A 21,167-nucleotide genomic window follows, 5' to 3' on the forward strand; every position below is an offset into this window, starting at 1 on the left:
GACCCCATCGTCAGGCCCAGCGGCCATCGACGCCAGCCCCTGTCGACGGGCGGCCCGCGACCGCCGGTGAGCGGTCGGCGGGGAGGTCAGCGCAGTTCCTCGGGAAGCTGTAGGTTGTCGCCGATCAGCCCGCCACCGACCGGGGGCGGTTCGGTGCTGGGCGGCTGGTTGGTGACGCTGCGGTCGAGCCACCCGTCGCCGTCGTCGTCGTAGTGGGTCTGTTCGAAGAACCCGTCACCGTCGGTGTCGTACGCCGCGGAGTCGACCAGACCGTCGGCGTCGTCGTCCCGGCCGACGAAGTCGACCCGGCCGTCGCCGTCCCGGTCGACCAGGATGTCCACCCCGCCGTCCGCCCGTCCTCGGACCATGTGCCGGTCCCACTCGCCGTCGCCGTCGACGTCCACCCGGGTCCGGTAGTCCTCCGGCACCGCTGGCTCGACCGGCTGGGGTGCCGTGCCGAACCCAGCGGACCGGTCCGGCACCGGCGGACCGGCAGCCTCCGGCCGTGCCCCGAAGTCGCTGTCCGCCCCGGCCGGGCCGAAGCCGCTCTGCGCACCGGCAGAGCCGAAACCACTCTGCGCTCCAGCCGAACCGAAGCCGCTCTGCGCACCGGCAGAGCCGAGAGCCTCGTCGACGGCACCGGCCGCCGCGCCGATGTCGCCGAAGCCACCCATCATTCCGGTCAACGGGCTCAGCAGCCCGAACGCGCTGGACTGGTTCGCCCGCGTCTCCACCGCCGCCGTCGGGCCGCCCGCGACACCGCCTATCTGGGTCCGCAGCAGTTCCTGCTCCTCGACGGTGAGCTGATAGCCGGCGAGCGCCGCCGTCGGGTCGGCTGCCAGCGCGGCGGCGAATCCAGGATCGGTCAGTAGGCGTTCGAGCGCGATGTCGAAGTCACTCATCACCGGTCCCCTCGTCGATATCGCTCCAGGGTAGTCCGGGCCAACGATCAGCCACGAGGCCGACGGTGACCCGATTCCTCCGCGATCAGTCCAGCTCCGGCATCGGCACCGGCTGCGGCCTGGGTCGGCAGGCGCCGCACTGCAACGCGTCCTCGACGACCAGACCCTCCGCCCGTCCCCGGTGCTCCGACCGGTGCACCTCCAGCAGATACGGACCGAAGCGGGCGTGGTCCTCACACACGCCTCGACCGCAGAACCGGCAGCCACCCCTGGCCGCCTTCGGGCAGAACCAACAAAGCACCTGTATCTCCGCTCGGGTCGATGTCTACGTCACAACGCCGGGTTCACCCGCAATCGACGACCTCTACCTTGCTCTCCACCTGGCGGCTGAGTCCTCCGCTGTCCGTGACGGTGACCGTGATCGTCACGGTCCCTCCGGCGCCCTGCCGGCTGGCCACCGGGCCGATGGAGCCGCTGTGTGTCCCGGCGCCGCTGAAGGTCTCCGTCCTCTCCACTGGTCCGCTCTGCCTCGCGACGACGGTCAGGCCGTCGGGTGAGTCGTCGGAGACCACGACCATCCAGCGCACGCTGGTCGGGTGATCGCTGCAGGGTCCGTTGTTGACCAGCTGGGTGATCCGGCCCTGCGGCTGAACCTCCCAGAAAATGGTCGGGGGTTCGTTCGGGGGTGGCGCGGTGGTCGGCGGTGGTTCGCTGGTCGGCGGCGCGGTGGTCGGCGGTGGTTCGCTGGTCGGCGTACCGGTCGTCGGCGCTGCCGTGGTCGGCGGCGGGGCGCTGGTCGGCGGCGGGCCGGGTGGGCTCGGCGGCGCGGCCGGAATAGTCGGCTGCGGCTGCGGCTGGCGAGTCACGCCGGGGTTCGGCGCCGGGGCCGGCGTCGGCTGGCCGGTCGCGGAGAGATCCGGCGACGGGCTCTGAACGGTCGGCGATCCGCTGGTGGCGCCTGGAGCGGGAGCGCTCGGCGTACCGCCGGGCGGATCGACCACCCGGCCGTCACCGCAGCCGAGCTGCTCCCCGGTAGTCCGCAGGGACACCCCGTTGCGCCGCACCTCGCCGAGCGACACCCGGGCCGCTCCGGCGTTCACCGCGAACCAGGCCTCGCCCCGGTTCGCCAGTACCGCGTCCTGGCTGATCACGGTCATCGCCAACGGCCGGAAGGCACCGGAGACGCTGGCGGTATCGGCCAGGATCCGGCCCCGGTCCAGGATCAGCTCCCCGCTCGGCGCGACCGGCCGGGTACCGTCGCTCCACAGCGCCCCCACCTCCGCTTCGACCCAGGCGCAGAGCACCGTGGCGGCACCACCACGGAAGACGAGTTCGCCGGTCGACCGGTCGGCGACTTCGATCCGGTCTCCTTCGGAGACGTAGGCCGCCGCACCGTCGCGCAACGTCAGCAGACGCCCCCCGGCGGTGCGCACCTCGACGGTGCCCCGCTCGGCCCGCAGCAGCGCCCGATCGGTCGGCATCTCTGCCCAGGCCGGTCCGGGCATCAGATTGCTGCCGCTGATCAGCAACGCGAACAGCAGCAGGAGCAGCACCAGCCACCACAGCCGGCGCTCGAACCGTCGGTCCACCCGGTCGTCGTCGCTCCCCGGTGGTGGTGGGCCGGGTGGGGCGGCCAGCGGCGGATAGTCGGCAGGCGGATGCACGCCGCTGGTCGGCGGAGCGCCGCGGACCGTCGCCGCGGCGGCATCAGCCACCTGCGACGGTGCCGCGCCGAGCAGCATCGGCAGCCCGGCGACTGCCGGCAACTGCCACAGCCGGGTCTGCGTACGGGTGGTCGCGACCACGTCCGGCGGGTCGGCACCGACCGGGCCGATCATCGTGCCCCGGCGCAGTTCGATGCCGTCCATCAGGGCGATCACACCCGACTCGAGGACCACCGCGTCGTACGGGTCGGACAGCTGGACCGGCGCGCCGGGCGGCAACGCCGCCGGCCGGGCCCGGGACACCAGCCCCAGCCGGTCCTCCGGGGTCAGCCCGGACAGCGCGGGGGTCTCGGCGAACAGCGACTCGGCGGCGGTCCGATCGGCCGGCGGCGGACCGGGCAGCGGGCCGACGACCGTGGCGACCGCAGTCGGCGGCACCGCCAGCAGCGTCGTACCGGCGGTACGCCAGGTGAGCGTGGCCGGCGTACCGGTCAGGGCGCTGGCCAGACCGACCAGACCGCCCGGTCCGAGCCGCTGCCGGACCGTGCCGGCCGGGTCGCCGGGCGCGCGACCCTCCACCGCGCCGTCGACCACGACGTAGACCGCGGGCTGGGCGGCGCCGGCGGCGACGAGTTGCTGACCGGTACGCGGGTGCACCCAGCGTGCCTGGGCGGCGAGCCGGTTCAACGCACTGGCCGGCAGCGTCCGCAGCGCGCTGGCGCGCAGCGCGTCCAGCCGCCGTGGGGTGTCGCTGGCGTGCCGCCGCTCGGCGAACGCGCCGCGCAGCCGCCGCCAGCGCCGGGCGAGCCAGCCGGCCGCCAGGTAGACCAGCGGGGCGGCGAGACCGGCGACCACCGCGGCGAGCAGCAGTCGGGCCGGCCAGCCGGACCGCCACAGGCCGAGGACCAGACCGGCGACCCGGTCGGTCCAGATCCGCCAGAACAGGTTCACCGCGATGACCACCCAGAGCACGGCGAGCATCCCGTACAGGGCGACCAGCCGGCCCTCCCGGTCCAGCACCGACCAGCGCGGGCCGCGCCGGCGCAGCCGGCCGACGACGTAGGCCAGGCCACGGGTACGCAGGTTCGGGATCTCCAGCCAGTCCATCAACAGGTAGTAGCCGTCAAGAGCAAGGAACGGATTGAGGTTGAACAGGGCGTTGAGGTACCAGGCGAAGGCGAGTTTGAACGTCCACGGCGCGGCGGCCGGAAAGATCAGCCCGACGATGCCGGCGACGCCGGCCAGTACCAGACCGGCGGCTGGCCCGGCGGCGGTGGTGATCAGCCGCTGGCGGCGGCCGGCCAGCCAGACGTCGGTGGTGTCGACGAAGACCGACGGGATACCGAAGTAGATGAGGAACCCGGCGGCCGGCACCCGGCGGCCGGCGTGTTTGGTGGCCAGGGCGTGGCCGAGTTCGTGGCAGGCGAGGGCGACGACGTTCAACCCGAGCAGCACCGCCGCCCCGGCCGCGTACGACCCGCTGGTGAGGAAGACCGCCTGCTCGCCGCGCCACCAGGTCCAGCAGAACGCGGCGAACCCGACCAGCGCGACGACGGCCAGCAGCACCGCCGCCAGCCGGGTGAACAGGAACCGACCGCCGCCCCGGTAGAGGGCGCCGACCAGCGGATCGACGTCGGCCAGCACGGTCCGCCGGCCTTGGGCCACGGCCAGCAGGGTGCGACCGAACCGCAGCGGCCACGGCCTGCGATGCACCCGCGCCAGCGGGCGGAACGCGTCGACCGGCAACTCGGCGAGCATCCGGTTGCCGGCCAGGTCGGCGACGACCCGGGTGACCTGGTCGGGGGCGAGCCGGCCGGCGATCCGGGCGAACTCGGCGACCAGCCGGGCCACCGTACGGCTGCCGTCCATCAGCTGGGCGAGCCGCCACTCGTCCGGAGCCAGCCGCAGGTAGCAGGCACCGCCGCGACCGTCCGGCGAACGGAGCATCACGTACGGCATCCCGCGTACCGAGGTCAATTCGACGTGCTCGATGCCGGGCCGCAGCACCGGCCGGGCCCGGGCCGGGTTGAGCCGTTCGACGACGGCGTCCCACAGGCCGGAGTCGGCTGGGGCGACCGGTTGCCCCGGCGCCCGCCCGGCCAGGGCCTCCCACACGCTCATCCTGGTCTCGGCGACCGTCACTGTGCCTGCTCCTCTGCCGCTACTCGCGGCTGCAGGTTAGACCGCCTTGTCGACCGCACGCGACTGCTCGACCGCTTTCGCACAGCATGTCGTGCGGAAGAAGTCTCGTCGATCGACTACGCCGGGGTCAGCCGCTCATCCTTTCGGCCAGGGTACGGGCCCGGAACATCTGCACCCGCCTGGCCGTTCGCACCACATAGGAGCGCAGCAGGGTCGGCATGGTGAGACTGACAGTGACGGTGACCGCCGATCCGGTGCCGTCGGGCTCGGTCTCCATCACGAATCGCACCGACACCCGCGCCGGGCTGCGTACCTGCATCACGAGCCGGCGACCCGGATCGGTCTCGGTCTGCCGGACGTGCAGGATGTTGTCGTACCGCAGCGGCCCGACGATCTTGAACCGCTCCACCGCGACGTACCGCAGCACGATGTGGCCGTCGGCGTCGGCGCTCCGCTCGATGTCACGGACCGCGACGATCAGCGGCGAAAGCCCGACGTGGTTGGCCGGGTCGGCCAGGTGGGCGTGCACCCGGTCCGGTGCCGCCGCGACGGTGAACCGGTCGGTGAAGGTCTCGGTGCGCACGCCAGGGACGGTAGCGAACGGCGGGTGGTGTGACCAACCCCCTTGGTCACACCACCCGCCGCTCTCTCTGGGGGGGCAAGTCAACCTGTCGTCATGTCGCGGTCACGGCGCGTCGACGAGGGTGGCGGAGGCGGTCCGCGCCTCGCCGTCGCGCTCGTAGGTGATCTCAATCTGCTCCCCTACCTGGCCGGACTGCACCGCCGCGACAAGATCATCCGAGTCGTTGACCGGGGTGTCGCCGATCTGCACGACCACGTCGCCCTGGGCCAGGCCGGCCTGGTCGGCCGGGCTGCCGTCCTCGACCGCCGCGATCAACGCGCCGCCTTCGTCGGCGGCGGTCACACTCACCCCGAGATACGGGTGGCTGACCTCCTCGCCGGCCATCAGCGCTTCGGCCACGTCCTTGGCCTTGTTGCTGGGGATCGCGAAGCCGACCCCGATGTTGCCCTCGCCCTGCCCGGAGGTGGCGATCGCGGTGTTGATGCCGATCACCTCACCGTTGGTGTTGACCAGGGCGCCACCGGAGTTCCCCGGGTTGATCGGGGCGTCGGTCTGGAGCAGCCCGGACATCGAGCTGACCTGACCGCCGCCGCCGAACGGGCTCTGCTGCTGGCCGCCACCCACCGAGATGGTGCGGTCCTGCGCGCTGATGATCCCGGCGGTCACCGAACCCTGCAGACCCAGCGGGCTGCCCAGGGCCAGTACGGTGTCGCCGACCCGCATCGTGCTGCTGTCGCCCAGGGTCGCCGGGGACAGCCCGTCCACGTCGTCGACCTTGACCACGGCCAGGTCGGTGCGCGCGTCGGTGCCGACCACGCTGCCGGACCCGGAGCCGCCGTCGGCGAAGTACACGGTGACCGATCCGCCGCGCGCCGACTCGACGACGTGGTTGTTGGTCAGGATGAAGCCTTCGGCGTTGAGCACCACACCCGAGCCTTCACCGGAGCCGGTGGAGATCGACACCACGCTGTCCTGGACGGCGTCGGCGATCTCGGCGAGCGACGAGCGGTCGATCACCGGTGCCGCGCTGCCCCCGCCGTTGCTGCCCCCGCCGTTGCTGCCGGTCTGCACCGCCGGCGCCGCGCTGCCGTTGTCGAAGGCGGCCACCACCGCACCGCCGACCGCACCGGAGCCGAGCATCAGGGCGAGGACGACCGCCGAGCCGGCGACGATCCGACCGACCCGGTTCGGCCGCTGGGTGGCGGCCTGGGCGGCGGCACCGGGCGGCGGCGACCAGCTGACGTGCGGCTGGCTGTAGCCGTGGCCGGCGTACGGCTGGCCATGGCTCCACTGCCCGTGCTGGCCGTGCCCGTACGGCACCTGGGCGTAGCCGGGGGCGTACGGGCCGGGCTGCGGCTGGCCGCTGAGCGGCGGCCCGGTGACCGGCTGCGCCGACGCGGGAGTCGCGGACGCGGGCGCCTCAGCTGCGGGTGAGGTGGGCGCGGGCTGGGCCGGCGCGGGTGAGGTGGGCGCGGGCTGGGCCGGCGCGGGTGAGGTGGGCGCGGGCTGGGCCGGCACGGGTGAGCCGGCGTACGGCTGGTTGGTCGGCGTCCAGTCGGTGGACGAACGACCGGTGGCCGGGTCGGGCTGGCCCGACTCGGCAGGGGCCTGCCAAGGGCTGGCCGGCGGTTGAGCCTTGTCCGACGGCTCCGCCGGCGGCGTGGTCTCGTGCTCGCTCATGTATTCAGATTGCCCCCCGGCACTTTGACGCACCTGATCTGCGGCTGAGGCTTTGCTGAAAATCATGATTCGCTGCCGTCGATGGGTTCGGTGTCGACGAGGTTGGTGTCGGCCAGCGGGAGCCGGACCCGGAAGGTGGCACCCTGACCGGGCTCGCTGTGCACCTCGACGGTGCCCGAGTGGGCGACGACGAGGGCGGCGACGATCGCCAGCCCGAGTCCGGTGCCGGTCGGCCGCTCCGTGCTGCGGGTACGGGCGGCGTCGGCCCGGTAGAACCGCTCGAAGACCCGTTCGGACTGCTCCGGGGTGAGACCGGGCCCCTCGTCGGCCACCTCGACCGTGGCGAACCCCGGCTCGGTGGCCCGCAACCGCAGCGTGACCGGCGTGTCGGCCGGGGTGTGGTTGATCGCGTTGGTCATCAGGTTGCCGATCACCTGACGCAGCCGGGCGTCGTCGCCCAGCACCACCAGCCGGCCGGCACCGGGCCCGATGTCCAGCTCCACCCGGCGCTGCGGGTCGACCGCCCGGGCCGCCTGCACCGCGTCGCTGGCCAGCACCGGCAGCTCGACCGGCGCCAGATCCAACGGGCGTTCCCGGTCGAGGCGGGCCAGCAGCAGCAGGTCCTCCACCAGCAGGCCCATCCGGGCCGCCTCGTCTTCGATCCGGCGGACCAGCCGGCCCGCTTCCTGCGGCGACGCGGCGGCGGCCCCCTGCCGGTACAGCTCGGCGAAGCCGCGGATGGTGGTCAACGGGGTACGCAGCTCGTGCGAGGCGTCGGCGACGAACTGGCGCATCCGCTCCTCGGACCGGCGGGCCCGGGTCTCCGAGGACTGGGCCGCGACGGCAGCTTCCCGGGCCGACGCCTCGGCCATCCGGGCCGCCCACTCGGAGCTCGCCCGCGCGGTGAACGCCGCCTCGATCTGGGTCAGCATCGCGTTGAGCGTGCGGGACAGCCGGCCCAGCTCGGTCTGCGGCACGTGCGCGCCCGGCTCCGGGTCGGGCACCCGCCGGCTAAGGTCACCGGCGGCGATGGCCGCCGCGGTCTGCTCGATCTCGACCAGCGGCCGCAGGTTGGTCCGTACGATCGCGGCGCCGGCCAGCGCCAGCAGCGTCACCACTCCGATGCCGACCAGGATGTCGATCCAGACCAGCCGGCTGACCGCCCGGTCGACGTCGACGAGGCTCTGCCCGACCGCGATGACGTCGCCGGTGGGCAGCGACGCGTAGAGCATCCGCCAGCGTAGGGCGCCGTTGCGGGCGTACACGCTCTTCGGCTCGCCCTGCAGCGCGGCGAAGCCGTCCCAGTCGGCCGGCCAGCGTGGCAGCTCGCCGGTGGCGATCCGGTCGTCGTCGTAGTAGGGCCCGCCGAGCGGGCCGTCCTGGTACGAGACGACCACCAGGTAGTTGGTCGGCAGCGGGGCGGTGACCGAGGCGCGCTGGTCCCACACCGGCAGGCGTTGCGCCTTGCTCACCTCGTCGCGCAGGCCCGTGACGTAGTCGCGCAGGTCCGTGTCGATCTGGTCGACCAGGTAGCTGCGCAGGAAGAATGCGCTGCTCACGCTAATCACCAGCAGCGCGGTGAGGACCAGGCTGAGCACCGACGTGACCAGCTTGACCCGCAGCGGTACGCCGCGCAGCCAGCCCGTCACCGGGGCGGGCGCCAGCGTCGGCCTGTTCACGCCGCTGGTTTGCGCAGCACGTAGCCGACGCCACGCAGGGTGTGGATGAGCCGGGGCTGAGCGTTGTCGATCTTGCGGCGCAGGTATGAGATGTAGGACTCGACGATGTTGTCGTCGCCCCGGAAGTCATAGTTCCACACGTGGTCGAGAATCTGCGCCTTGGACAGCACCCGGTTGGCGTTGAGCATCAGGTAGCGCAGCAGCTTGAACTCGGTCGGTGACAGCTGCACCCGGTTGCCCGCCCGGTAGACCTCGTGGGTCTCCTCGTCCAGTTCCAGGTCTGCGAAGGTGAGCCGGGAGGAGGTCTGACCGCCGTTGCTGGTACGCCGCAGCACCGCCCGGATCCGGGCGGTCAGCTCCTCCAGTGAGAAGGGCTTGGTGACGTAGTCGTCGCCGCCGAGAGTCAGCCCGCGGATCTTGTCGTCGGTGGCGTCCCGCGCAGTGAGGAAGACCACCGGGGTACGGGTGCCGGCCTCCCGCATCATCCGAATCACCTCGAAGCCGTCCAGGTCGGGCAGCATGACGTCAAGCACCACGAGGTCGGGCCGGCGCTCGCGGGCGGCGTTCAGCGCGGCGCTGCCGCTGGTCGCGGTGGTGATGTCGAATCCGGCGAACCGCAGACTGGCGGAGAGCAGTTCGAGGATGTTCGGGTCGTCCTCGACGACGAGCAGCTTCGCCTCGGTCTGCGATGCGATCATGACCGCATCATCCCGGATCGGTCTGGGTTCGGCCTGGGGAGCCGCTGACAATCAGCTGAGAGTGAACTCGATGTCCGGGACGAGTGACCTCAGCCGACGAGGTCGAGGGCGGAGCGGGTCGGTGCCGGGTCAACCGGCCGGCGGCGGGCACGGTGGGCAGGGGGCAGGCAGCCGGCCCGCACCCGGATCGGGGTCGCCAGAAGGTGCCGTGCCCGACCGGTCCCCGGCGGGACCGGTGCGGGTAGCGGCTCGGGTTCGGCGAGCCAGGGACGACGTACTCGCTGGTCCTGGTTGGGGTGGCGGCGGTCAGCAAGACGGCCATGACAACTGGGTAAGGTGCCCCGGAACCGTCGGCGTGTCGGTAGCGGATGGCACCGGTGTCGATCCGGTGAACGGCGGTGGCGATCGAACGGCGGTGGCGGCCGGCTGCGAGGATGGTCCGATGCTGATCTCCGCCCGGTTCAACGGCCCGACCGGCTCCGCCAACGGCGGGTACGCGGCCGGCCGGTTCGCCCAGGCGCTGCTGCGCGCCGAGCCGGCCACCGTGGTCGGGGGTCGACCGGTCCGGGTGACCCTGCGCCGGCCGCCGCCGCTGGACACCGAGCTGCGGGTGGTCCGGTCGGCCGAGGAGACGCTGCGGGTGGAGGCCGGCGCGGATCCGGTGACGCTGATCGCCGAGGCCGAGGCGGTCGACGGCGCGATCGACGGCATGACCGGCCCGGTTGACAGCTCGGGCGGCCCGGTGGGTGGGCCGACCGTACCGCCGGTCGACCTGGCCACGGCGGAGGCCGCCAGCGCCCGGTACCCGGGGCACGACGCGCATCCGTTCCCGGACTGCTACGTCTGCGGTCCACGGCACCCCGACGGTCTGCGGGTGTTTCCCGGGCCGGTGGGTGACGGGCGCAGCGCCGCGCCGTTCGTCGTCCCGGACGACCGTACGGTGCCGACGGTCTGGGCCGCGTTGGACTGCCCCGGCGGCTGGACGGTGCTCGCCCCGGGCCGGCCGTACCTGCTGGGCCGGATGACCGCGACGGTGGCCGCGCTGCCGGCACCGGGCCAGCGCTGCGTGGTGGTCGGCGAGTTGCTCGAAACCAGCGGCCGTAAGGCCGAGGTACGCACGACGCTCTACGATGCTGCGGGACAACCACTGGCGGCGGCCCGGGCGACCTGGATCGCCATCGCCGGCCCACCGCCGGACGACGGGGCGGTGTGACGAGAGGAGCCACATGTCGGAGGACGGACGCATCGTCGTCTCCGGGCTGACCAAGCAGTACCGCACCGTCCGCGCAGTCGACGATCTGTCGTTCACCGTGGAGCCGGGACGGGTGACCGGCTTCCTCGGCCCGAACGGGGCCGGCAAGACGACCACCCTGCGGATGGTGCTCAACCTGGTCTCGCCGACCAGCGGTCAGGCCACCGTGGGCGGGCGGCGGTACGCCGACCTGACCAATCCGCTGCGGCACGTCGGCGCGGTGCTGGAGGCGTCCAGCGCGCACAAGGGCCGCTCCGGGATCAACCATCTGCGGGTGATCTGCGCCGCCGCCGGGTTGCCGCTGCACCGCGCCGAGGAGACGCTCGGCCTGGTCGGGTTGACGCCGGCCGCGAAGCGCAAGTTCAAGGGCTACTCGCTCGGCATGCGGCAACGGCTGGGGATCGCCGCGGCGATGCTGGGCGACCCGAAGGTGCTGATCCTCGACGAGCCGGCCAACGGCCTGGACCCGGAGGGGATCCGCTGGATGCGGGATCTGCTCAAGTCGTTCGCCGCGCAGGGCCGTACGGTGCTCGTCTCCAGCCACCTGCTGGCGGAGATGCAGCTGCTCGCCGACGACGTGGTGATCATCGCGGCTGGTCGACTGGTCCGACACGGCCCGGTCGCCGAGGTGATGGCCTCGATGTCCGGTGCCCCGACGATCCGGGTCCGCACGCCACACGGCGAGAAGCTGACGGCGGCGTTGGGCCGGGCCGAGGCGACGGTGCAGGCCGCGCCGGACGGTGCGCTGCTGGTCGTCGGGGTGGACGCGCCGACGGTCGGCCGGACCGCGCTGGCCGAGGGCGTCGAGCTGCACGAGTTGAGCACCGAACGACCCGACCTGGAACGGGTCTTCCTGGAACTGACCAGCGCGAAGGCGGCCATCCGATGAACCTGGTACGCAGCGAGCTGCTCAAGATCACCTCCACCGCCACCTGGTGGGTCTTCGGCCTGATCTACCTGCCGCTGTGGGCGGTCACCCTGCTGGTCAACTACGTACAGACCGCGGTGCTGTCCGACCCGCAGCGGTTCGGCCCGACGACGCCGGAGAACGACGAGGTGCTCAGCGCCGTCAGTGAGGCGCCGGCGCTGGCGGCCAACCTCTACACCAACGGCCAGTTCTTCGGGCTGCTGGTCGTGATGCTGCTCGGCGTGATCGTGGTGACCAACGAGTACTTCCATCAGACCGCGACCACGACCTTCCTGACCAGCCCGCGACGTACCGAGGTGGTGCTGGCGAAGCTGGCCGCCGCGTCGCTGCTCGGCTTCGTCTTCTGGCTGATCACCACGGTGGTCAACCTGATCGCCGGCGCGCTGGTGCTGGCCACCTTCGACATCGGTCCGGAGTTCGGCTCGGGCGCGGTCTGGGAGGCGGTCGGGCTCAACGGCCTGGCCTACCTGCTGTGGGCGGTCTTCGGGGTCGGCTTCGGAGTGCTGATCCGCAGCCAACTCGGGGCCACCGTCTCGGCGATCCTGCTCTACCTGGGTGGCTACCTCGGCACGGCGATCATCCTGGCCACACTGGCGTCCCGGTTCGGCGACTGGATCAGTGACCTGCAGTGGTTGGTGCCCTCGATCGCGTCGCAGCTGATGGTCGCCGGCACCGACCTGCCGGACAGCCCACCCCGGTGGACCGGTGCACTGATCCTGATCGCTTACGCGCTGTTGACCGGCGTCGTCGGTACGGTGATCACCCGCCGTCGGGACATCTCCTGACCGGTCCGGAATATCACCACTGACCTGCCATTCCGGCCGGTACGGCAACCGCCGTGCCGGCCGGTACGGCTGGGGCAACCGTTGTGAAAAGTGACACGAGCCGCATGCGACAATGCCGCCCGTCGGCGTACGGCGTAGCCTGGTAGCCGTCCCCGACCAGCGCCCCGACCCTGGTGGCGTCCCCCGCGTGACAAATCCGACCGCGTGAAAGAGGCGATTACCGGCCGTGTCGACCCAGCAGACTTCGCAGGACAATCCGCTGGCGGGCTTCGGCCCGAACGAGTGGATCGTCGATGAGATGTACCAGAAGTATCTCACCGATCCCGCCAGCGTAGATCCAGCTTGGCACGACTTCTTCGCCGACTACAGCCGCGAGCAGGTCGCCTCGCCGACCGAGGCGGCCGCCGCGACGGCGACCACGGCCGCCGCCCGGGCCGGCACCGACGCGCCGGCCGCGCGGTCCGCCCAGCAGACCGAAGCGTCCGCGCCGGGTAGCGGGACCACCCGCCGGGCGGCCGAGCCCGCCGCGGCCAAGAGCAGCCCCACCCGGGCGAACGCGCCGACCGGCAGGACGGCACCGGCGGGCAAGGCAGCACCGACCAGGCCGGCCGCCGGCACGGAGAGCACCGGAAAGACCGCCGCCGGCAAGCCCACCGGGGGCCGGTCCGCCGCGACCAGAACGGCGGGCAAGGCACCAGCCGGCAAGGCACCGGCCGACAACGGTTCGACGGCCGGCGGCAGCCGACAGACGCCGCTGCGCGGGGTCGCCGCCCGGATCGTGCAGAACATGGACGCGTCGCTGGCGGTGCCGACCGCGACCAGCGTGCGCGCGGTCCCAGCCAAGCTGCTGGTCGACAACCGCATCGTGATCAACAATCACCTGGCCCGGGGCCGCGGTGGCAAGGTCAGCTTCACCCATCTGATCGGGTACGCCATGGTCCGGGCGCTGGTCGAGCACCCGGAGATGAACAACTCGTTCGCCGAGATCGACGGCAAGCCGAACATGGTCGCGCCGGAGCACGTCAACCTCGGCATCGCCATCGACCTGGCCAAGCCGGACGGCTCCCGGACCCTGGTGGTGCCGTCGATCAAGGCGTGCGAGCAGATGGACTTCCGGCAGTTCTGGCAGGCGTACGAGGACGTGGTCCGCCGCGCCCGCCGGGGCGAGCTGACCATGGACGACTACAACGGCACCACGATCTCGCTGACCAACCCGGGCGGCATCGGCACGGTGCACTCCCAGCCCCGGCTGATGACCGGGCAGGGGGCGATCATCGGCGTCGGCGCGATGGAGTACCCGGCCCCGTACGCCGGAATGTCCGAAGAGACCCTCGCCGACCTGGCAGTCAGCAAGGTCATCACGCTGACCAGCACCTACGACCACCGGATCATTCAGGGTGCGCAGTCCGGCGAGTTCCTCAAGACCATGCATGAGCTGATCCTCGGCGAGCACGGCTTCTACGACCAGCTCTTCACCGCGCTGCGGATCCCCTACGAGCCGGTGCGCTGGGTCCGCGACGTCGCAGTCAGCTCCGAAGGGCAGATCAACAAGACCGCCCGGGTCAACGAGCTGATCCACGCGTACCGGGTGCGCGGGCACCTGATGGCCGACACCGACCCGCTCGAGTTCAAGATCCGTAAGCACCCGGACCTGGACGTGCTGCAGCACGGCCTGACCCTGTGGGACCTGGACCGCACCTTCCCGGTGGACGGCTTCGCCGGCCAGCAGCGGATGAAGCTGCGGCAGATCCTCGGCGTGCTGCGCGACTCCTACTGCCGCCGGGTCGGCATCGAGTACATGCACATCCAGGACCCGGAAGAGCGCCGGTGGATCCAGGAACGCATCGAGCGCGGCTACGAGAAGCTTGACGCGGCCGAGCAGAAGCACATCCTGAACCGGCTCAACGCGGCCGAGGCGTTCGAAACCTTCCTGCAGACCAAGTACGTCGGGCAGAAGCGCTTTTCACTGGAGGGCGGCGAGTCACTGATCCCGCTGCTGGACGAGATCCTGCAGTCCTCGGCCCGGGCCGACCTCGACGAAGTGGTCATCGGCATGGCCCACCGGGGCCGGCTCAACGTGCTCGCCAACATCGTCGGCAAGCCGTACGAGAAGATTTTCTCCGAGTTCGAGGGGCACCTCGACCCGAAGTCCACCCAGGGTTCCGGGGACGTCAAGTACCACCTCGGTCAGGTCGGCAAGTTCACCACCCCGGACGGCGAGCACGGCATCACCGTGTCGGTGACCGCCAACCCGTCGCATCTGGAGGCGGTCGACCCGGTGCTGGAGGGCATCGTCCGGGCCAAGCAGGACCGGATCGACCTCAAGTTGGAGGGCTACACCGTCCTGCCGCTGCTGGTGCACGGTGACGCCGCCTTCGCCGGGCAGGGCGTGGTCGCCGAGACGCTCAACCTGTCGCAGCTGCGCGGCTACCGGACCGGCGGATCGGTGCACGTGGTGGTCAACAACCAGGTCGGTTTCACCACCGCGCCGGAGCACAGCCGCTCGTCGCTCTACTCCACCGACGTATCCCGGATGATCCAGGCGCCGATCTTCCACGTCAACGGCGACGACCCGGAGGCGGTGGTCCGGGTCGCCCGGCTCGCCTTCGAATACCGCCAGGCGTTCAACAAGGACGTCGTGATCGACCTGGTCTGCTACCGGCGGCGTGGGCACAACGAGGGCGACGATCCGTCGATGACCAACCCGTTGATGTACGCGATCATCGACTCGAAGCGCAGCGTCCGCAAGCTCTACACCGAGGAGCTGATCGGCCGGGGTGACATCACCATCACCGACGCCGAGGAGCTGCTGCGCGACTACCAGACCCAGCTGGAGCAGGTGTTCAAGGCGACCCGGGACGCCGCCACCTCGGCTACCAGCCGGTTGCCCAGCCGCCAGCCGGAGCCGGAGCCGCAGGTGGCGACCGCGGTGGACGCCGCCGCCGTGCGGGCGGTCGGCGACGCGCACGTGGACCTGCCGGAGGGCTTCACCCCGCACAAGCGCATCCAGCAGCTGCTGGAGCGGCGGGCGAAGATGTCGGTCTCCGGCGACATCGACTGGGGCTTCAGCGAGATCGTCGCGTTCGGCACGCTGCTCGCCGACGGCATCACCGTCCGGCTGGCCGGCCAGGACTCCCGCCGTGGCACCTTCGTACAGCGGCACGCCTCGGTGGTCGACGCCCGCACCGGGCGGGACTACCTGCCGCTGGCCAGCCTGGTCACCGACGAGTCGCGGTTCTTCGTACACGACTCACTGCTCAGCGAATACGCGGCGATGGGCTTCGAGTACGGCTACTCGGTGGAGAACCCGGAGGCGCTGGTGCTCTGGGAGGCGCAGTTCGGCGACTTCGTCAACGGCGCCCAGTCGATCGTCGACGAGTTCGTCTCCTCCGGCGAGGTCAAGTGGGGGCAGCGGTCGGCGCTGACTCTGCTGCTGCCGCACGGCCACGAAGGGCAGGGCCCGGACCACACGTCCGGGCGCCCGGAGCGTTACCTGCAGATGTGCGCCGAGGACAACATGCGCGTCGCCATCCCGTCCACCCCGGCGAACTACTTCCATCTGCTGCGCCGGCAGGCTCTGTCGCCGAAGCGCAAGCCACTTGTGGTGTTCACCCCCAAGTCGCTGCTGCGGCACAAGCTCTGCGTCTCCTCTGTCGCCGACTTCACCTCCGGCACCTTCCAGCCGGTGCTGCCGGACCCGGTGGCCGACGGCCGGCCGGAGGCGGTCAAGCGGGTGCTGCTGTGCACCGGCAAGATCTACTACGACCTGTTGCAGGCCCGTGCCGAACGGCACGCGGGCGCCGGCGGCAACGGTCAGCTCGACACCGACACCGTGATCGTGCGGATGGAGCAGCTGTACCCGCTGCCGGTGGAGCAGATCCGGGCGGCGCTGGCCAGCTACCCGAACGCCGAGGACTTCGCCTGGGTCCAGGAAGAGCCGGCCAACCAGGGCGCCTGGTCGTTCGTCGCGCTCAACCTGCTGGAGCACCTCGACGGCGTACGGCTGCGGCGGATCTCCCGGCCGGCGGCGGCGGCGCCGGCGGTCGGCTCGACGAAGCTGCACGACGTCGAGCAGTCCGCGTTGATCGACGCCGCGCTGCCGCGACGCTGACCGGGAGGCACACGTGTACTTCACCGACCGGGGCATCGAGGAACTGGCGCAGCGCCGCGGCGAGGAGGAGGTGGCCATCTCCTGGCTCGCCGAACGGCTGCGTGACTTCGTCGACCTGCACCCGGAGTTCGAGACCCCGGTGGAACGGTTCGCCACCTGGCTGGCCCGGCTCGACGACGAGGACGACTGAGCCAGGCGTTGACGCTGGACCCGGCCGGGCCGGGACCAAGGTCACCAGACTTCGACCGCCTGCGCCTTGTACGTTGGGGCGGTGGCGCGAAGTGTCTACCTGGCCGGTCTCGGCCCCGGTGGCGGCAAGTCCACCGTCGCCCTCGGCCTGGCCGAGCTGCTGTCCCGCCGGGTCGAACGGATCGGGGTGTTCCGGCCGCTGCTCGCCGGTGCTGGCCCGGACGCGACCCTGACCCTGCTGCGTGAGCGCTACCGGATCGACCTGCCCGACGACCAGCTGTACGGGGCCAGCTACGCCGAGGCGGCCGAGCTGGTCGCCGACGGCCGGCGGGAGGAGCTGATTTCCCGGATCGTCGACCGGTACCGCGAACTGGAGCGGCGCTGCCCGGCGGTGCTGGTGATCGGCAGCGACTTCGACGACGCCGGCGACAACGGCGGTCTCCCCCGCGAGCTGGCGTTCAACGCCCGGCTGGCCACCGAGTTCGGCAGCGTGGTGGTGGCTCTCGTCGACGGGATCCGTCGGGACGCCGCCGAGGTCGCCGGCGCGGCCCGCAGCGCGTACCACTCGTTGACCGAGCTCGGTGCGACGGTGCTGGCCGTGATCGCGAACCGGGTCGACGCCGGGGTGGAGACGCCGACGCTGCCGGTGCCGGTCTACGCCATCCCGGAGATCCCGGCGGTCTCCGCACCGACCGTCGTCGAGGTCGCTGGCGCCCTCGACGCCACCGTGCTGGCCGGCGACGACACCGCCTTGAGCCGTGACGTGCTGGACTTCGTGGTCGGCGCGGCGCACGTGCCGGTGCTGCTGGACCATCTCATCGACGGCGCGCTGGTGATCACCCCCGGCGACCGGGCGGACCTGCTGGTCGCGGTCAGCGCGGCGCACGCCGCCGGGCTGGTGTCGCTGGCCGGGGTGGCGCTGACCCTGGGCGAACGGCCCGACCCGCGGGCGATGCGCCTGGTGGAGCGGCTCGGCACCAACCTGGCGGTGCTGTCCGCACCGGCGGACAGCTTCCATGCGGTCGCCACCGCCGGACGGATCTCCGGCCGGCCCAGCACCGCGAACCCTCGCAAGGTGGAGGCGGCGCTCGGCGCCTTCGAGTCCAGCGTGGACACGACCGAGCTGGCCCGCCGGCTGGACGTGACCCGGTCGGCCCGGGTCACCCCGATGATGTTCGAGTACGCGCTGATCGACCGGGCCCGGGCCGCCCGCCGCCGGCTGGTACTGCCGGAGGGCACCGACGAGCGGATCCTGCGGGCCACCGAGATCCTGCTACGGCGCGGCGTCGCCGACCTGACCCTGCTCGGCGACGCCGACGACATCGGCCGCCGGGCCCGCGAGCTGGGCGTGCAGATCGACGGGGTCGACGTCGTCGACCCGGCGGTCAGCCCCTGGCGCGACGACTTCGCGTCCCGGTACGCCGAGCTGCGCCGACACAAGGGCGTCACCTGGGAGCTGGCGCACGACGTGATGGGCGACGTCAACTACTTCGCCACGATGATGGTGCACGTCGGGCACGCCGACGGCATGGTCTCCGGGGCCACCCACACCACCGCCGCGACGATCCGTCCCGCCTTCGAGATCATCAAGACGCTGCCGGACGTGTCGGTCGCGTCCAGCGTGTTCTTCATGCTGCTCGCCGACCGGGTGCTGGTGTACGGCGACTGCGCGGTCAACCCGGACCCGGACGCCGACCAGTTGGCCGACATCGCGGTCAGCTCGGCACAGACCGCCGCCCGGTTCGACATCGAGCCACGGGTCGCCATGCTGTCCTACTCCACCGGGACGTCCGGCAGCGGCGACGACGTCCGCAAGGTCGCCGCCGCCACCGACCTGGTCCGCAAGCGCTGCCCGGACCTGCTGGTCGAGGGCCCGATCCAGTACGACGCGGCGATCGACCCGACGGTCGCCGCCACCAAACTGCCCGGCAGCGACGTCGCCGGGCGGGCCACCGTCTTCGTCTTCCCCGACCTGAACACCGGCAACAACACCTACAAGGCGGTGCAGCGGTCGGCCGGTGCGGTCGCCGTCGGGCCGGTCATGCAGGGTCTGCGCCGGCCGGTCAACGATCTGTCCCGGGGAGCCACCGTGCCCGACATCGTCAACACCGTGGCGATCACCGCGATCCAGGCGGCCGCGCGATGAGCGACGTGGCCCGGATCCTGGTGCTCAACTGCGGCTCGTCGTCGCTGAAATACCAGCTCTTCGACGGCGACAAGGTGGTCGACAAGGGCACCGTGGAACGGATCGGCGAGCCCGGTGGCGGGCCGGCCGACCATGCGGCCGCGCTGCGGCTGATGGCCGAACGGGTCGACCTGACCGGGCTCGGCGGGGTCGGGCACCGGGTGGTGCACGGCGGTGTCCGGTTCGCCGAGCCGACGCTGATCACCGACCAGGTGGTCGCCGAGATCGAGCGGCTGGTGCCGCTCGCTCCGCTGCACAACCCGGCCAACCTGATCGGGATCGCCCAGGCCCGCCGGCTGCTGCCCGGTGTGCCGCAGGTCGCGGTCTTCGACACCGCCTTCCACCGCACCCTGCCGCCGGAGCAGGCCAGCTACGCGATCGACGCCGACACCGCGCAGCGGTACGGCATCCGCCGGTACGGGTTCCACGGCACCTCGCACGCGTACGTGTCCCGGCGGGCCGCCGCCCTGCTCGGCCGGGCACCGGCCGACGTCGATGTGATCACCCTGCACCTGGGCAACGGGGCCAGCGCCTGCGCGGTGGCCGGTGGCCGCAGCGTGGCCACCTCGATGGGGCTGTCACCGTTGGAGGGTCTGGTGATGGGCACCCGCAGTGGCGACCTCGACCCGGCGGTGGTGTTTCACCTGGAACGGGTGGCCGGCTGGTCGACCACCGACGTCGACCGGCTGCTAAACCAGCGCAGCGGCCTGGTCGGGCTGACCGGGGTTGGCGACATGCGCGAGGTGCTGCGCCGCCGCGCCGACGGGGATCCGGCGGCCCGGCTCGCCTTCGACATCTACTGTGCCCGGATCCGGTTCTACGTCGGCGGGTACCACGCACTGCTCGGTCGGGTCGACGCGATCGTCTTCACCGCCGGGGTCGGCGAGAACGCCGCCCCGGTGCGGGCGGCGGCGCTGGCCGGGCTCGACCGGATCGGTGTCCAGGTCGACGCGCGGCGCAACGACGAGGGTCGCGGCGAGCGAATGATCTCCCCGGACGGCACGCCGGCGCAGGTGTGGGTGGTCCCCACCGACGAGGAGTACGAGATCGCCAGTCAGACGCGGGCGGTGCTGACCAACGGCTGACTCCGGGCCGACCCGGGTCACGGGTGCCGGGTCGGGGCCGGCCAGCGAAGGATCAGAGCACCAGCCAGAGGGCGATCGCGACCACGATCGCCACCGCGACCGCGACCGCGACACCGATGATCAGCGGCAGCCGGGACGGCTGGTCGGCGACCGGCTGCGGCGAGGTCTGGAAGGCCCGGAAGGCCTCGGTGTTGCCGCTCGGATCGACGTACTCGTCAGACATGACGAAAACCCTAGCGAAGTCGGCCGGACGCTGCCACGACCGGCTGGCGCGAGCCGGTGGTCGACTCGGCGGATGCCGGCAACAATCGTCCAATGCGTGACTTCCGTCCGGCGGTAGCCGGCCTGCTCATCGTCGGTCTGCTCACCACCTCGCTGGCCGGATGCGGCACCGCCGCCGCGCCCGGCCCGGTGGCCGACGACCCGACGAGGACGCAGACCGCTGCGGCGGCGGGACAGCCTGACTCGACGTCGGCGCAGCCTGACCAGCGGCCCGGCCGACCGGCACCGACGCGGCGACTCGACGTCGGGACCCGCACCCTTGATCTGAACCGTGGTGACCGGCCGCTGCCGGTCACCGTCTGGTACCCGGTCGGCGGGGACGGCCCGTACCCGGTGGTGCTGTTCAGCCACGGCCTCGGCGGCAAGCCGGCCGACTACCGTACGGTGCTGTCCGAGTGGGCGGCGGCCGGGTTCGTCGTCGCCGCCCCGACCTACCCGTTCACCAGCCAGGGCGGCTCCGGTGGCAACGCACTGGACGTGCTCAACCAGCCGGCCGACGCGTCGCACGTACTGGACGAGTTGCTGGCGCTCGACGGCCGCGACGGTGACGAGTTCGCCGGCCGGCTCGACGTCGAAAGCGTCGCCGCCGCCGGACATTCGGCCGGTGGTATCACCACCGTCGGGTTGTTCACCGCCGCCCGGGACGACCGGCTGGACGCCGGCGTCGTGCTGGCCGGCAGCGCGCTCGGCGTCGGTACGGCGTTCAGCGGGGCCGCCGCCCCGCAGCTGTTCATCCATGGCGAGCTGGACGAGGTGGTGTCGTACGCGTCGGGCAAGGCTGCGTACGACCGGGTGCCGTGGCCGAAGGCGATGCTGAGCCTGCCCGACGGCGACCATGGTCAGTCGCTGCTGCGGCCCGGCAACCCGGCGTACGACGTGGTGCTCGGCACCAGCACCGACTTCCTGCGGTGGACGCTGTACGGCGACGACGCCGCCCGGCAGCGGCTGGCCGACGACCCGCCGGCCGGGATCGCCGTCTTCGACGACCAGCTCTGACCCGGC

The 21,167-nt window shown here is 72.0% G+C and carries 16 protein-coding genes; 8 read left to right on the forward strand and 8 right to left on the reverse strand.

Annotated elements, in window-relative coordinates; translation table 11 throughout:
* Positions 1-86: 86 nt before the first annotated feature.
* From ACFHW1_RS01830 to ACFHW1_RS01860, 7 genes are all read right to left on the reverse strand, one after another.
* A complete protein-coding gene (locus tag ACFHW1_RS01830; protein WP_416552337.1) occupies positions 87-902 on the reverse strand; it encodes a hypothetical protein in 816 nt (271 codons plus the stop codon).
* Positions 903-987: 85 nt separating this feature from the next.
* On the reverse strand, positions 988-1,143 hold the full coding sequence (locus ACFHW1_RS01835; RefSeq protein ID WP_416552336.1) for a hypothetical protein: 156 nt from the start codon (positions 1,141-1,143) through the stop codon (positions 988-990).
* 103 nt (positions 1,144-1,246) lie between these two features.
* A complete protein-coding gene (locus tag ACFHW1_RS01840; RefSeq protein WP_416614683.1) occupies positions 1,247-4,708 on the reverse strand; it encodes a cyclic nucleotide-binding protein in 3,462 nt (1,153 codons plus the stop codon).
* 127 nt (positions 4,709-4,835) lie between these two features.
* Positions 4,836-5,291, reverse strand: coding sequence for an SRPBCC family protein (locus ACFHW1_RS01845; RefSeq protein ID WP_416552334.1), 456 nt, complete (start codon positions 5,289-5,291; stop codon positions 4,836-4,838).
* Between the two features lie 102 nt (positions 5,292-5,393).
* Entirely contained in the window at positions 5,394-6,971 is a 1,578-nt protein-coding gene (locus ACFHW1_RS01850; protein WP_416614684.1) for a trypsin-like peptidase domain-containing protein, read from the reverse strand.
* Positions 6,972-7,033: 62 nt separating this feature from the next.
* Positions 7,034-8,650, reverse strand: coding sequence for a sensor histidine kinase (locus tag ACFHW1_RS01855; protein WP_416614686.1), 1,617 nt, complete (start codon positions 8,648-8,650; stop codon positions 7,034-7,036).
* On the reverse strand, positions 8,647-9,348 hold the full coding sequence (locus tag ACFHW1_RS01860; RefSeq protein WP_416614687.1) for a response regulator transcription factor: 702 nt from the start codon (positions 9,346-9,348) through the stop codon (positions 8,647-8,649). Before ACFHW1_RS01860 ends, ACFHW1_RS01855 begins: the two co-directional genes overlap by 4 nt.
* Positions 9,349-9,790: 442 nt before the next feature.
* On the opposite strand from ACFHW1_RS01860, the gene ACFHW1_RS01865 reads away from it, so the two are divergent.
* The 7 genes from ACFHW1_RS01865 to ACFHW1_RS01895 all read left to right on the forward strand — a co-directional run bounded on the left by ACFHW1_RS01865 (position 9,791) and on the right by ACFHW1_RS01895 (position 19,883).
* A complete protein-coding gene (locus ACFHW1_RS01865; protein WP_416552329.1) occupies positions 9,791-10,561 on the forward strand; it encodes a hypothetical protein in 771 nt (256 codons plus the stop codon).
* Between the two features lie 13 nt (positions 10,562-10,574).
* Entirely contained in the window at positions 10,575-11,489 is a 915-nt protein-coding gene (locus ACFHW1_RS01870) for an ATP-binding cassette domain-containing protein (protein ID WP_416567588.1), read from the forward strand.
* Entirely contained in the window at positions 11,486-12,313 is an 828-nt protein-coding gene (locus ACFHW1_RS01875) for an ABC transporter permease (protein WP_416552327.1), read from the forward strand. Before ACFHW1_RS01870 ends, ACFHW1_RS01875 begins: the two co-directional genes overlap by 4 nt.
* 226 nt (positions 12,314-12,539) lie before the next feature.
* Positions 12,540-16,424, forward strand: coding sequence for a multifunctional oxoglutarate decarboxylase/oxoglutarate dehydrogenase thiamine pyrophosphate-binding subunit/dihydrolipoyllysine-residue succinyltransferase subunit (locus tag ACFHW1_RS01880; protein WP_416614689.1), 3,885 nt, complete (start codon positions 12,540-12,542; stop codon positions 16,422-16,424).
* Positions 16,425-16,437: 13 nt separating this feature from the next.
* On the forward strand, positions 16,438-16,614 hold the full coding sequence (locus ACFHW1_RS01885) for a DUF6104 family protein (RefSeq protein ID WP_199757927.1): 177 nt from the start codon (positions 16,438-16,440) through the stop codon (positions 16,612-16,614).
* Positions 16,615-16,695: 81 nt separating this feature from the next.
* Entirely contained in the window at positions 16,696-18,759 is a 2,064-nt protein-coding gene (gene pta, locus ACFHW1_RS01890; protein ID WP_416552325.1) for a phosphate acetyltransferase, read from the forward strand.
* A gap of 5 nt (positions 18,760-18,764) precedes the next feature.
* Positions 18,765-19,883, forward strand: a complete 1,119-nt coding sequence (locus ACFHW1_RS01895; RefSeq protein WP_416591450.1) for an acetate/propionate family kinase — start codon at positions 18,765-18,767, stop codon at positions 19,881-19,883.
* A 52-nt stretch (positions 19,884-19,935) separates the two neighbouring features.
* Here the strand turns inward: ACFHW1_RS01895 and ACFHW1_RS01900 are convergent, their stop codons facing one another.
* Positions 19,936-20,106, reverse strand: coding sequence for a hypothetical protein (locus tag ACFHW1_RS01900; protein WP_416552324.1), 171 nt, complete (start codon positions 20,104-20,106; stop codon positions 19,936-19,938).
* Between the two features lie 92 nt (positions 20,107-20,198).
* Between ACFHW1_RS01900 and ACFHW1_RS01905 the strand changes: the two genes are divergently transcribed.
* A complete protein-coding gene (locus tag ACFHW1_RS01905; RefSeq protein ID WP_416552323.1) occupies positions 20,199-21,161 on the forward strand; it encodes an alpha/beta hydrolase family protein in 963 nt (320 codons plus the stop codon).
* The last annotated feature ends 6 nt before the right edge of the window (positions 21,162-21,167 follow it).

The organism is Micromonospora sp. LOL_014 (assembly GCF_048060245.1).
Classification (GTDB): domain Bacteria; phylum Actinomycetota; class Actinomycetes; order Mycobacteriales; family Micromonosporaceae; genus Micromonospora_E.

Excerpts from the sequence above, each read along its gene's own strand:
- ACFHW1_RS01860 (WP_416614687.1), bottom strand. The coding sequence starts at position 9,348 with ATGATCGCATCGCAGACCGAGGCGAAGCTGCTCGTCGTCGAGGACGAC.
- ACFHW1_RS01900 (WP_416552324.1), bottom strand. The coding sequence starts at position 20,106 with ATGTCTGACGAGTACGTCGATCCGAGCGGCAACACCGAGGCCTTCCGG.
- ACFHW1_RS01870 (WP_416567588.1), top strand. The coding sequence starts at position 10,575 with ATGTCGGAGGACGGACGCATCGTCGTCTCCGGGCTGACCAAGCAGTAC.
- ACFHW1_RS01830 (WP_416552337.1), bottom strand. The coding sequence starts at position 902 with ATGAGTGACTTCGACATCGCGCTCGAACGCCTACTGACCGATCCTGGA.
- ACFHW1_RS01850 (WP_416614684.1), bottom strand. The coding sequence starts at position 6,971 with ATGAGCGAGCACGAGACCACGCCGCCGGCGGAGCCGTCGGACAAGGCT.
- ACFHW1_RS01865 (WP_416552329.1), top strand. The coding sequence starts at position 9,791 with ATGCTGATCTCCGCCCGGTTCAACGGCCCGACCGGCTCCGCCAACGGC.
- ACFHW1_RS01905 (WP_416552323.1), top strand. The coding sequence starts at position 20,199 with ATGCGTGACTTCCGTCCGGCGGTAGCCGGCCTGCTCATCGTCGGTCTG.
- ACFHW1_RS01875 (WP_416552327.1), top strand. The coding sequence starts at position 11,486 with ATGAACCTGGTACGCAGCGAGCTGCTCAAGATCACCTCCACCGCCACC.